Annotated in this window: 10 protein-coding genes; all 10 read right to left on the bottom strand. The window is 73.6% G+C overall.

All coding sequences use genetic code 11. The annotated features are described in order from the left end of the window. Positions 1-143 precede the first annotated feature (143 nt). The 10 genes from ACIA8R_RS44570 to ACIA8R_RS44525 are packed head-to-tail and all read right to left on the bottom strand — an operon-like array spanning position 144 to position 11,998. Positions 144-1,400, bottom strand: coding sequence for a phenylacetate--CoA ligase family protein (locus ACIA8R_RS44570; protein ID WP_397043780.1), 1,257 nt, complete (start codon positions 1,398-1,400; stop codon positions 144-146). Positions 1,401-1,438: 38 nt separating this feature from the next. Then, the gene (locus ACIA8R_RS44565) at positions 1,439-2,761 is read right to left on the bottom strand and encodes an MFS transporter (RefSeq protein WP_397043778.1); all 1,323 of its coding nucleotides are present in this window, start codon (positions 2,759-2,761) and stop codon (positions 1,439-1,441) included. Next, a complete protein-coding gene (gene paaI / locus ACIA8R_RS44560) occupies positions 2,758-3,156 on the bottom strand; it encodes a hydroxyphenylacetyl-CoA thioesterase PaaI (RefSeq protein WP_364087298.1) in 399 nt (132 codons plus the stop codon). The genes ACIA8R_RS44565 and paaI overlap by 4 nt, the downstream gene beginning before the upstream one ends. Then, entirely contained in the window at positions 3,153-4,004 is an 852-nt protein-coding gene (locus ACIA8R_RS44555; RefSeq protein ID WP_397043776.1) for an SDR family NAD(P)-dependent oxidoreductase, read from the bottom strand. Before ACIA8R_RS44555 ends, paaI begins: the two co-directional genes overlap by 4 nt. Further along, positions 4,001-5,257 (bottom strand): MFS transporter, encoded by a 1,257-nt coding sequence (locus ACIA8R_RS44550; protein ID WP_364087294.1) that lies wholly within the window; start codon positions 5,255-5,257, stop codon positions 4,001-4,003. The genes ACIA8R_RS44555 and ACIA8R_RS44550 overlap by 4 nt, the downstream gene beginning before the upstream one ends. A gap of 2 nt (positions 5,258-5,259) precedes the next feature. Beyond that, positions 5,260-6,489, bottom strand: coding sequence for a phenylacetate--CoA ligase family protein (locus ACIA8R_RS44545; protein WP_397043773.1), 1,230 nt, complete (start codon positions 6,487-6,489; stop codon positions 5,260-5,262). 5 nt (positions 6,490-6,494) lie between these two features. Further along, on the bottom strand, positions 6,495-7,493 hold the full coding sequence (locus ACIA8R_RS44540; protein WP_397043771.1) for a RimK family alpha-L-glutamate ligase: 999 nt from the start codon (positions 7,491-7,493) through the stop codon (positions 6,495-6,497). After that, entirely contained in the window at positions 7,490-8,983 is a 1,494-nt protein-coding gene (locus tag ACIA8R_RS44535) for a lysine 2,3-aminomutase (protein WP_364087290.1), read from the bottom strand. Before ACIA8R_RS44535 ends, ACIA8R_RS44540 begins: the two co-directional genes overlap by 4 nt. Beyond that, positions 8,980-10,677 carry a class I adenylate-forming enzyme family protein gene (locus ACIA8R_RS44530; protein WP_397043769.1) on the bottom strand — a complete coding sequence of 566 codons (1,698 nt, stop codon included), beginning with the start codon at positions 10,675-10,677 and terminating at the stop codon, positions 8,980-8,982. Before ACIA8R_RS44530 ends, ACIA8R_RS44535 begins: the two co-directional genes overlap by 4 nt. Further along, the gene (locus tag ACIA8R_RS44525; protein WP_397043767.1) at positions 10,670-11,998 is read right to left on the bottom strand and encodes a flavin monoamine oxidase family protein; all 1,329 of its coding nucleotides are present in this window, start codon (positions 11,996-11,998) and stop codon (positions 10,670-10,672) included. The genes ACIA8R_RS44530 and ACIA8R_RS44525 overlap by 8 nt, the downstream gene beginning before the upstream one ends. Between the last annotated feature and the right edge of the window lie 16 nt (positions 11,999-12,014).

The following is a 12,014-nucleotide window of genomic DNA, read 5'->3' as shown; positions in this document are numbered from 1 at the left end:
CAGCTGGTGCGTACCCGAATGAGCATCAATGAGCACCACCCCGCGGACGCTCCTTTCCATCATAGAAACGAAGCGTCGAACGACGCGGAGAAATCCGCATTAATCCGGAACCTCCGGCCGGGGCCGGAGGTTCCGCACGGGGTTCAGGGATGCGGGCGTTCGTCCACCACCTGGAGCACCTTCCCGGTACGCGGGTGCGTCACCAGCTCCGACGGCCGCACCCATTCGACGGTCAGCGGGTGCACCAGCCCCTCGGCCACGGACTTCGGGTAGAGCGGCTTGGCCGCGTACACGGCGTCCACGAGCCGCTGGGTCAGGCCGGGCGGCGGCTCCTGCGCGCAGGCCAGGCGGAGCAGCAGGCCGTCCTTGCCGTCCCAGCGGCGCTGGACCATCTGCATCGCCGACATCGCCCGGTCCGGGTCGGCGGCGACGAGCACGGCCCGGACGGCCTCGCTGGACATCGCCACCGTCTCCACCCTGGCCCCCTCGGACGTCCGTCCGACCAGCCGGAACGCCCGGCACTCGGCGTCGGTCCACTCCCCCAGGTCGCCGACCGGGTAGCGGATGACCGGCATCAGCGTCCTGAACAGGTTGGTGACGACGACCCGGCCGCGCACCCCCGGCGCGCTGATCGGCTCGCCGGTCACCTCGTCGATCAGCTCCACCAGCGTGCGGTCGGGGAACGCCTCGTGCACCCGCACGTCCGCGCCGGCCACCGGCCCGCCGATCAGCCCGGCGTCCACCGAGGCGTAGCCGAGCGAGGCGATCGCCGCCCCGGGGAAGGCCTTGGCGAGCTGGGGACGCAGGTCGTCGAAGAGCAGGTCGCCGGCGAACAGCAGCAGCTCCACGGTGTCGGCGCTGCGCCCGCGCGCGATCACCGCCTCGGCCACCTTGCCGAGCTTCATCGGCGGCCCCGCCAGCACGTGGACGCCGAACAGCTCGATCAGGTCGGCGATGTAGCCGTCCGGGGCGTGGCAGGCGATGGGCAGGCGCACGTTCTCCACGGGGGCGTTGTGCAGGGCGTGCTCGATGTAGAGGAAGCCGCCGTACATCTCGCCGGCGGAGAACAGGTTCGCCACCCGGTGGCCGGGCCGCAGGCCCGCCTTCACCATGCCGGCGCCGAACGCGGTCACCGAGTCGGCGTGCTCGGAGCGCGTCCACGGGGAGAACGTGGGCGCTCCGGTGGTGCCGCCGGAGGCGTAGACGCCGGCGTCGGTGAGAGGGCCGGTCAGCAGCCGGTTGTCGGGGTAGGTGTTGGCGGCCCAGAAGGCGTCCTGGTCGATGATCGGCAGCGCGGTGAGGTCGTCCACGCCGTCGGGCAGGTCGCGGTAGGTCTCGGCGTAGAACGGCGAGTGCCGCCGGGCGAAGTCGATCAGGTCACGCAGGGACTTGGCGGGCATGTGTCACTCCTTGGGGTCGTCGGTGCTCAGAGCGGTGCTCAGATTCGGCTGTGGGCAAGGCTGGGGACCCGCGCCAGCACCCTGCGGCGGTAGAACCACCAATTGGTGGCCAGAAAGACGGCGTAGGCGCCGATGAACACCTGGAGGGCGGGCGCGACGGAACCGGATCCGGCCAGCGAGACCGCGAAGCCGCGCGGGATGAGGAACCCGCCGAACGCGCCGATCGCCGAGGCGATGCCGATGGCCGCCGCGGCCTCGCGCCTCGCCCGCAGCCGCACGTCCGCCGACCCGTGCCGGGCCTGCGCGGTGAAGATGGCCGGGATCATCCGGTACGTGGACCCGTTCCCCGCCCCCGAGGCGACGAACAGCAGCAGGAACGCGCCCAGGAAGAGCGGGAAGCTGTGCCGTCCGAGCTCGGCCAGCGCGGCCACGGCCCCGGCGGCCATGACGACGAACGACCACGAGGTGACCCTGGCCCCGCCGTACCGGTCGGCCAGCCAGCCGCCGACCGGCCGCGCCAGCGACCCGGCCAGCGGCCCGATGAAGGCCAGGTACGGCGAGGCGGACTGCGCGAACACCGACTTGGCGACCAGTGGGAACGCCGCCGAGTATCCGATGAACGAGCCGAAGGTGCCGATGTAGAGGAAGGACATGACCCAGGTGTGCGGACGCAGGAACGCCCTGCCCTGGGTGCCGAAGCCGGTCCTGGCCACGGCCAGGTTGTCCATGAACAGGTACGCGCACAGTGCGGCGGCCACGATGAGCGGCGGCCACACCAGCCCCGCGTACGCCAGGCCGCCCGCCGCCACCAGCGGGATCAGCAGCTGCACGACCGCCACGCCCAGGTTCCCGCCGGCCGCGTTCACGCCCAGCGCGAACCCCTTGCGCCGTTCCGGGTAGAAGTAGGAGACGTTGGCCATGGAGGAGGCGAAGTTGCCGCCGCCGAGCCCGGCCGTGGCCGCGGCGACCAGGAACATCCAGTAGGGCCTGGCCGGATCGGTGACCAGCCAGGCCAGCAGCCCCGTCGGCGCCAGGAGCAGCAGGGCGCTGGCCACGTTCCAGTTGCGCCCGCCGAAGGCCGAGACCGCGAAGGTGTAGGGCAGCCGCAGCGTGCTACCGACCAGGTTCGGCACCGCGACCAGCCAGAAGAGCTGGTCGACGGTGAACGGGAAGCCCGCCTTCGGCAGCAGGACGACGACGGCGCTCCACAGCAGCCACACCGCGAAGCCGAGATGCTCCACGAAGATGGAGAAGATCAGGTTCCTGGTGGCGACGCGGCGTCCGACGGCCGCCCAGAAGCCTGGGTCCTCGGGTTCCCAGTGCTCGATCCAACGCCCGGTTCGTCTGTTCTGCCCGGTCATGGCGCCTTCCTTTCGTCGGTGGGACGGCCGCCGACCACGACGCCGTGGCCGCGGAACTCGGCGACGATCTCGCCGGCGGGGCGGCGTACGGTGACGTCGTAGACGCCGTGCCGACCGTGTCTTGCCCGTTCCGTGGCCTCGGCCACCAGCACGTCGCCCGCCGCGGCCGGGCGCACGAACGTGACCTGGGCGCTATGGGCCAGCATGACCGGTCCGCGGCTGTTGCAGGCATGGTCGAAGGCGGCGTCGGCGAGCAGGAACAGGTAGCCGCCGTGGGCGACGCCGTGCCCGTTCACCATGTCCTCGGTGACGCGCATGCGCAGCCGGGCCCGGCCTCCGGCCGCCTCCTCCAGGGCGATGCCGAGCGCCCGGCAGGCCGGGTCCGGGCCGGTCACGGCGCGGCTCCGATCCAGGTCCTGGCCATGATCCGGACGGCCGAGCCGTCGGGGTCGGCGAGTTTGCGGGCCACGTACTCCGACACCCAGGGGCTGGTCGGGATGCGGAAGGGCGGGTCGTCGGCGGTCAGCGCGTCCACGACGACGTCGGCCACCTGCCAGGAGGACTGGCCCGCGCCCTCCCAGCCGGGGCCGCACACCCAGTCGAGGTAGGCGTCGAACGTCGGGGCGTACGGACCGGAGGCGGCCCGGATCGTCTTCCTATTGATGTCAGGAAAAATCCCGAACTGGGTGTCGGAGACGAAGCCGGGCACGACCACGCTCACCCGTACCCCGTGCTCGGCCGCGACCGGCGCCAGGCTCTCCATGAACCCCTCGACCGCCGCCTTCGCCGCCGCGTACGCCTCGTTGAACGGCTGGCCCACGACGCCGTGCACGCTGCCGATCGTCACCAGACGGCCTCCGGCGGCCCGCAGCAGCGGCATCGCGAGCCGGCTGACCTCGACGACGCCGAAGAAGTTGACCTCGAAGTTGGCGCGCAGCGCCTCCGGCGTGGACATCTCCATCGTGGGGTCGAAGTTCGACACGCCCGCGTTGTTGACCAGCGCGTCCAGCCCGCCGTACGTCTCGCGCACGCCCCGCAGGCAGGCCCGCGCCGAGGCCGGGTCGGTGACGTCGAGGCGGCGGACGTCCAGGGTGACGCCGGCCCGATCGGCCGCCGCGCGCAGGTCGCCGTCCCGGCCGGGGTCGCGCATGGTGGCCACGACCGTCAGCCCGGCCCGCGCGGCGGCGACCGCGGTGGCCAGCCCGATCCCCGACGAGGTCCCCGTGATCAGCACTGTCGTCATGACGCGCTCCCCGCCAGGTGCGCCCGCGGCTCGGCCCGGTCCATCAGCGCCTGGATGCCCGAGGCGGGCAGGAACGAGAACGCCGCCAGCAGCGTGCCGCCGGCCATGACCGCCTGCGCCGCGCCGAGCACGCCCAGCGCGGGCGTCAGCAGGGTGACCGCCGACCCGCCCGCGAGCGCGGCCAGCGGGATCACCCCCCAGGTCGCCGTGCGGAACGCGGCGTGCATCACGCCCTGGTTCTCGGCGGCCATCCGCGACTGCCGGATCGGCGCGCTGCACACGTTGATGCACGACATGAAGAAGCCGTAGCAGCCGAACGTCACGCCGATCACCGGCGCGGCGGGCAGCGCGGGCGCGGCCAGCACGCCGAGGCCGACCAGGCAGTGCAGCAGGAGCGCCCACGCCATGGTCCGGCCGAGGCCGAGCCGGTCGCTGATCCTCGGGGCGACCAGCGCGCCGAGCACCGCGCCGACGGCCGCCGCCGACATCGCCGCGCCGAACACGCCCACCGAGACGCCGAGCCCCTGGTAGGCCAGCACCGGCAGGACCGTGACGAAGATCGGCCCGCCCGAGTTGAGCACCACCGCGGCCAGCACCACCCGCCGCAGCACCGGATCGGCCCAGTTCAGCCGGAACCCGAGCATCAGCCGCGAGCGCACCGGCACCCGCTCCCCGGTCGTGACGCCCCACGGCTTCATGGCCCGCAGGCACGCCGCCGAGACCAGGTAGGTGGCCGCGTCCACGAGCAGCGAGGCCACGCCGAGCAGGTGGTAGAGGCCGGCCGCGATCGACGGCCCGGCCACCTCCGACACCGTGCTGCTGCCCTCCAGCCGCGAGTACGCCCGCACCAGCCGGTCCTGCGGCACGGTCGTGGGCACGGCGACGAGGTAGCCGATGTTGAAGAAGATGGTCGCGCCGCTGATCAGCGCCACGCACACGAACAGCACCGGCGTCGAGAGCACCCCGCACCAGTACGCGACCGGCATGGCCCCCACCGCCACCAGCCGGACGAGGTCGCACACGACCATGGTCAGCCGCTTGTCCCACCGGTCCACCAGCACCCCGGCGATCGGCCCCAGCAGCGGGATGCCCAGGTACTGGGCCATGGCCACGATGCCGACCTCCAGCGCGGAGGCGTGCAGTACGAAGATCATCAGCGTCGGGACGACGAACACGGTGATCCGGTCGCCGAGCAGGCTCACCGTCTGGCCGCTCCAGTAGAGGCCGAACTCCCTGCCGAGCGACCCCGGCATCCTCACTGCTCCTCCCGGACGACGAAGGACGAGGTCTTGCCGGTGCGGTCGTTGCCGATCAGCGCGTCCACCGCCCGTACGCGGAAGGAGCCGGGGTCGTGCTGGAAGGCCGTGCTGAGGGTGAAGGTGGCGGCCAGGAGGTCGCGGCGCAGCCGTTCGGGCAGGTCGGGCGGGGCGTCCGGGCCGGTCAGCAGCAGCACGTCCACGCCGGAGACCCGGCCGCGCCGCTCGGTGACCAGGACCTGGGCCCGCAGCACGCCGGGCTCGCGCTCGGCCTGGGCGACGACGTCGTCCACGTGCAGGCCGAGGCCGCGTACCTGGACGACCGAGTCGCGGCGGCCCAGGATGCGCAGCGCCCTGCCGTCCCGGCCGCACGGGCAGGCGACGAAGCGGCCGGCGTCGCCGGTGCGGTAGCGCAGCACCGGGTTGAGCATGTCCGGGTCGAGCGTGGTGAAGTCCAGCAGCTCCTCGGCGTCGCTGTGGACGAGCTGGTCAGGCAGCGGGTGGAAGACGTCGGCCGGGCAGTCCGGGGTGTTGGTGGCCGCGACCCAGGTCTCGGTGCTGCCGAACATGCCCCAGCGGCGGGCGTCCGGGGCGACCTCGGCCAGGTCCTCGTCGAGCTGCGGATGCCACGCCTCGCCCAGCCAGAGCACCTTGCGCAGGGCGGGCAGGCGCAGCCCGGCGGCCCGCGCGTGGGCGAACCACAACCGCAGCACGCTGGGCGTGCCGCCGAACGCGGTCACCTTCCGGTCGGCGAAGAAGCCGAGCCAGTCGCCGTACTCGTCCTTGCCGACCGAGCCCAGGGCGATGACCCGGCAGCCGGACAGGTCGGCGAAGGCGGCGGCCAGGAAGTGGGCGCCCCACATGCGGCCGGCGCCCCAGGCGTTGACGAAGACGTCGTCCGGTTCCAGGGGCCGCCACTCGCGGTGCACGCCCGCCATGTAGAAGCCGGTGGGGGCGTAGCCGACCTTGGGCGCGCCGGTGCTGCCGCCGCTCTGGAAGAGCCAGGTCGCGCCCTGCGCGGCCTTGGGCTCCAGGTGGGCGAGGGCGACGTTGAGGTCGTCCTTGACCAGCGGGGGCAGGGCGGCCAGGTCCTCCAGCGTGAGCACCTTGCCGTGGCCCTCGTAGCGCGGCGCGAGCGCGGGCACGCTCCTCAGCCGCTCCAGCGAGCGCCTCGGGACGCTCAGGCGCGGCTCTGCCGCCTCGGGCGTCAGCGAGAACGATTCGGTCATGGGGGTCACCAGCTCTCGGGTTCGTGCGGGAGGCGTTCTTTGAGGAAGCGGGCGTGGCCGTCGCGGTAGGCCGTCCAGCGGGCCCGGGTGACGTCGCGCTGGAGGGTGCGGGCGGGGTCGCCCAGGTCGGGGGCGATCACGCCGTCGGGCTCCAGCTCGGAGAACCAGTAGCGCTCGCCGTCGTGGAGGAAGTCGACGCAGAAGAACGGGATGGGCACCCGCTCGTAGAAGTACGCCGTGGCCGCCGCCAGCTCCGGCGGCACGGGCGGGAACTCCATCGTGCCGCCCCTGCTGGCGTTGGCGACCGGTGAACCCGGCTCGGGGATGCGCTTCATGACGGCGTACGGCTCGCCGTCCACGACGTAGACGCGGTAGTCCACGGTGCCGTCGCCCAGGTACGGCTGGATCACGAGCGTGGTGTCGCCGCCCTGGGCGAGGCTGGCCAGGCCGCGCAGCTCCTCGGAGTCGCGGGCCAGGTTCACCCCGCCGCCGCCGCACCAGCCGGCGGGCTTGACCAGGGCCGGGTAGGTGAGGCCGGCGATCGCGGCCTCGTACAGGTGCTTGCTGGTGTCCCGGCCGGTGCCGATGCGCAGGGTCGGGATCGGCGGCACGGGCGAGTCGCGCAGCCGCAGGACGGTGGCCAGCTTGTCGTTGGCCACCGGCGACAGGGACGGCGGGAACGGCAGGTAGAAGCCGGCCTCCTCCAGCACCGCGTAGAGGGCGTACTGGTTGAAGACGTCCATGGACTGGTAGGGCAGGGAGTACAGGGCGGTGATGAAGAGCGTGTCCTCGGGGGTGACCGGCTCGTCGTCCACGTAGACGCGGGGGTTGCCGGGGTCCAGCGCGTCCACGGTGACCGAGTCCGGGGAGTTCCTGGTCCAGCGCAGGCCGAGCTCGGCGGCCACGTCCTCGTACAGGTCCCAGAAGAACGGGTGCCACATCGCGGTGGCCCGGGTGGACTCCCGGTCGGGGAAGATCCAGCACATGCGGCGCAACGGGGTCATGACTCTCCCTTCTGGCTCGTCCACCAGCGGCGGCCGGGCTCGGGCAGGGTGTCGATCGGGTCGTAGAAGGGGAAGCGGCGCTCAGGGCCGGGCGGCTCCAGCCCGATCCCGTGACTCCTGGTCCAGTACGAGACGCCGCGTTCCCGGTCGTAGGCGGCGGCCTGGTGCACCCAGCGCTTGCCGACGTAGGGCACGTCGCACACGATCCGGGGCGTGGCGTAGCCGGGCAGGTGGCCCATGATGGCCTCCTGGAGGCTGCGTGCCTGGTGGAGGGGGGTGCGCCAGTGCTCGGCGTTGGGGATCAGGTCGCAGACGTAGAAGTAGTAGGGCAGGATGCCGGCCTCGCCGTGCAGGGCGAAGCACAGGTCGAGCAGGTCGTGCGGGGTGGCGTTCACGCCGCGCATGAGCACGCCCTGGTTGCGCACGTCCCGTACGCCGGCCGCCAGCAGGGCCCCGGCCGCCTCGGCGACCAGCGGCGTCACCGAACGCGCGTGGTTGGCGTGGGTGTGCACGGCCAGGTTCACCCCGCGGGCGCGGGCCACGGCGGCCACCCGGCCCACGCCCTCGACCACGGCCGGCTGGAGCCAGTGCTGCGGCAGCCCGACCAGCGCCTTGGTGGCCAGCCGGATGTCGCGCACGGACTCCAGTTCCAGGAGCCGCAGCAGGAACGCCTCCAGCCGCGGCCACGGCATGTTGGCCAGGTCGCCGCCGGAGACCACCACGTCCCGGACGGCGGGCGTGCGCTTGAGGTAGTCCAGCATCAGCTCCTGCCGGTCCACCGGCCTGAGCGCGAGCCTGGCCTTGACGACCTGCGGCGTGGACGTGCCGACCAGGTCCATCCGGGTGCAGTGACCGCAGTACTGCGGGCACGTGGCCAGCAGCTCGGCCAGCACCTTCGTCGGGTAGCGGTGGGTCAGGCCCTCCACCGCCCACATCTCGGCCTCGTGCAGCGAGTCGCGCTGGGCCCGCGGATGGCTCGGCCAGACCGGGTGCCGGTCGGAGGCGACCGGCAGCAGGTAGCGGCGGACCGGGTTGGCCAGGAACGCCGCCGTGAACGCGGCCGGGTCCTCCGGCTCGTCCGGCGCCATGACGTTGAGGAGCTGGGGCGTGACCAGTATGGACATGGTGGCGAAGCGGGCCACGTCGGCGGCCAGGTCGGCGAGGAAGGCCTCCTGGAGCAGGTCGCCGGTCACGGCGCGCAGCTGCGCCGCGTTCCGCACGCAGTGGGCGCGCTGCCACTGGGCGTCGCGCCACTGCGCCTCGGTGACCTCCCGCCAGCCCGGCAGCCGCCGCCAGTCGGGCTCGGCGAGCGCCCGCCGCGCGTACACGAAGGGGCGGACGCCGCCGGACTCGGCGGTCCCGGGCCCCGCGGCGCCGGACCGGGCACTGGCGGGCCCCGCGGCGTCGGACCGGGCGGTTCCGGTGTCGGCTGAGCGGGCGGTTCCGGTGGCGGCGACGGGGTGGCGGGGGGTGTCGTCGTGCGGGCTCATCCGGCGAACAGCGCCGCGTGCCGGGTGCGGAGCTCACGCTTGAGCACCTTGCCTGTGGGGCCGAGCGGGTAGTCCTGTTCGGTGCGCGCCAGGACCACGGCGGCCAGCGTGGCCAGGCCCGCGTCGGCCAGCGCCTTGTTGGCCTTCTCCCTGACCTCCTCGGCGGTGACGGCGGCGGCCCCGGCCTGCGGCCGTACGACGGCGATCGGCACCTGGCCCTCGGGCCCCGGCACGCCGACGACCGAGCAGTCCTGGACGAGGTCCGCGCAGTCGGCGATCAGCACCTCCTCGACGGGCAGGCTGTAGACCGGCCCGGCCGCGGTGTCGATCACGTCCACGGTGCGGTCGAGGTGGTAGAAGTTGCCCTCGGCGTCCCGGCGGGCGACGTCGCCGGTGAGCCAGAAGCCGTTGAGCTCGAAGCTGCCGGTCAGCCTCTGGTCGTTCCAGTAGCCGGGGGTGCGCGACGGAGTGATCACGCCCAGCAGGCCGACCTCGCCGTCGGGCAGCTCCCGGCCGTTCTCGTCGAGCACGGCGGCCTTGATCACCGCGTCCTGGGGCTTGCCGACGCAGCGGTCGGCGCGCGGCGTCTCGGGGGAGGTGACCTGGCCGAACAGCGCCATGCCCATCTCCGAGGAGCCGAGCCCGTCCACGAACTGGGAGCCGGGCAGCGGCTCGCCGGCGGCCTCGCCGCGCGGCAGCAGCCACGACCTGATCAGCCCCGCGGGCCGCTCGCCGAGCGTGACGAGCCGCCGGATGTGGCCGTAGTGGGCGCTGTCGCCGGTGTTGAACCAGGAGTGCACCCTGGCTGCGCCCCTGACCGGCAGCTCGCCGGTCGCCAGCTCCACGAACGTGCGCGGGAACGAGGCCACCATCGTCGGCTGGAACGCCTCCATAACCGGCTCCACGCCGGCGCGCCGCCAGTCCGACATGATCACGGTCGGCAGCCCGAGCAGGATCGCGGTGAGGAAGTAGCTGAGCCCGCCCGCGTGCGTGTGCGGCATGAGCGACATCAGCCGGTCGTACGGCTCCGCCGGGAAGCGCACCATCCGGAGCTGTTTGCCGTCCCAGAAGCTGCGATGCCCGAGGATGGTGGACTTGGGCGTGCCGGTGGTGCCCGAGGAGTGGATGAGCGCCACCACGTCGTCCGGTTCATGCCGGTACGGGTACTGCTCCGGCAGGCCGCCCGACGCCGCGTCGTGGGCGCGCACCTCGGCGGCCAGGGCGAGAAACCTGGGCCGGGCCCGGGGCGTGTTGCGGTAGGCGAGCTGCAGCCTGGTCGTGTCGTCGGCGACGACGCCGACCACGCCGACGTGCTCCAGGTAGCCGGCCATGACGTCGGCCCGCATGGCGTCGTTGACCATCGCCGGGATTGCGCCGAGCGCGGTGAGCGCCAGGAAGTGCAGCAGCGGCTCCAGCCCCTCGGCCACGACGACGCCCACGGGCTCGCCGGGCCGCACGCCGTTGGCGTGGTACCAGGTGGCGTACCGGTCGCGCAGGGCCGCGAGGTCGGTCAGGCTGTGGCCGCGTAACACGACCTGGCCGCGGTGGTCGGTGTGGTGGCTGTGGACGAACGGCACCGCGCGGTTGGGGTTGGCCGCGAGGGCGTGGTCGAGGAAGTTGCCCGCGCCGAGGCCGGGCTCGGTCATGAAGCCCTCCCGTACGGCCAGGGGGGCGATCGGGGTCCGGTCAGTCATGGATGTGCCTCCAGGTCGCGTCGATCTCCGCGGCCACCCGGTGTCCTGAGCGGATGGCGCCTTCCATCAGGCCGAAGAACTCGGTGCTCGTCTCGGTGCCGGCCCAGTGCACCCGCTGGTGGGGGGTGGTCAGCCGCGGGCCGAGCCGGAGCCAGTCGCCCGGCCCGAACAGCGCCGCGTAGCAGCCCCGGCTGTAGTCGTCGCCGAGCCAGTCGGTCACGTGGCAGGCGTCCGGGGCGGGCAGCCCGGGGAACAGCCGCGCGACCTGGGCCCGCGCCCGCCCGGCCTGCTCGCGCGGGGGCAGCGCGGCGAACGCCTTGGCCTGCGCGCCGGTCACGAACCCGGTCAGCACGCCCGCCGAGCCGCCCGCGGGCGAGTCGTCCACGGTGGACAGCAGGGGGCCCTCCGCGCTGACCGACCAGCCCGAAAGGCCCTGCTCGCGCCAGAGCGGCGCGGGGTAGACCAGGTGCACCTTTACCGCGCAGCCGGGCGCCGTACGGGGGCCCGACCGCGGCGCGTGCAGGCCCGGCCGGAACTCCATGGCGTCGGCGAGCGACGGCGGCACGGCGACCACCACCGCGTCCGCCCTGGCCGAGCCGGTCGCGGTGACGACGTCCACGCCGGAGTCGTCCTGGTGGACCGCGCGCACCGGCTCGCCGAGGCGCACCCGGTCGCCGAGCCGGGCGGCCAGGCGCAGGCACACCTGGTGGGCGCCGCCGTCGATCCGGTCCTCCTGCGCGCCGCCCGCGAAGGCGTTCAGGTAGCGCAGCCCGCCGCCCGAGCGCAGGTAGAAGGCCAGGTGCAGGACGGACACGTCCGCCGGGTCCGCGGCCATCATCTCGCCGGCGAACAGCGGGAAGAACAACCGCGCGTCCGGATGCGTCAGGTGTGCCTCGGCCCAGTCGGCCGCCGTGGTGGCGTCCAGGCGGGCGGCGTCCGGGGTCAGCCAGGGCGCGTCGGGGCGGACGGCGGCGGCCAGTTCCTCCAGCGCGTCGAACAGGCCGCCCAGCGCGACCGCCGACAGAGGCGGGAAGCGGCCGGTCACCGGCTCGCCGCCGAGCGCGAACCTGGCCGCGCCGCCCACGGTGGCCGGGGTGGTCTTCAGGTCCAGCTCGGCCAGCAGGGCCGTCAGCGCGGTGTGCCGCTCCCCCAGGTACGCCGCGCCCGCGTCGGCCCAGCCGCCGGGGGCGACCTCGATGCCGTGCGTACGGCCGCCGACGCGGTCCCTGGCCTCGATCACGGTGACCTCGGCGCCGGACGCGGCCAGGTCGGCGGCGGCGGTGAGCCCGGCCAGGCCCGCGCCCACGACGACGACCTTCAAGCCCGGCGCCTTGACG

This window comes from Nonomuraea sp. NPDC051191 (assembly GCF_044455665.1).
Lineage (GTDB): Bacteria > Actinomycetota > Actinomycetes > Streptosporangiales > Streptosporangiaceae > Nonomuraea.
This window is presented reverse-complemented; position numbering and strand designations above follow the sequence as displayed.

Bases quoted from the DNA above. Each gene is read 5' to 3' on its own strand.
- ACIA8R_RS44570 (WP_397043780.1), bottom strand. From the start codon at position 1,400: ATGCCCGCCAAGTCCCTGCGTGACCTGATCGACTTCGCCCGGCGGCAC.
- ACIA8R_RS44565 (WP_397043778.1), bottom strand. From the start codon at position 2,761: ATGACCGGGCAGAACAGACGAACCGGGCGTTGGATCGAGCACTGGGAA.
- ACIA8R_RS44555 (WP_397043776.1), bottom strand. From the start codon at position 4,004: ATGACGACAGTGCTGATCACGGGGACCTCGTCGGGGATCGGGCTGGCC.
- ACIA8R_RS44550 (WP_364087294.1), bottom strand. From the start codon at position 5,257: ATGCCGGGGTCGCTCGGCAGGGAGTTCGGCCTCTACTGGAGCGGCCAG.
- ACIA8R_RS44545 (WP_397043773.1), bottom strand. From the start codon at position 6,489: ATGACCGAATCGTTCTCGCTGACGCCCGAGGCGGCAGAGCCGCGCCTG.
- ACIA8R_RS44540 (WP_397043771.1), bottom strand. From the start codon at position 7,493: ATGACCCCGTTGCGCCGCATGTGCTGGATCTTCCCCGACCGGGAGTCC.
- ACIA8R_RS44535 (WP_364087290.1), bottom strand. From the start codon at position 8,983: ATGAGCCCGCACGACGACACCCCCCGCCACCCCGTCGCCGCCACCGGA.
- ACIA8R_RS44530 (WP_397043769.1), bottom strand. From the start codon at position 10,677: ATGACTGACCGGACCCCGATCGCCCCCCTGGCCGTACGGGAGGGCTTC.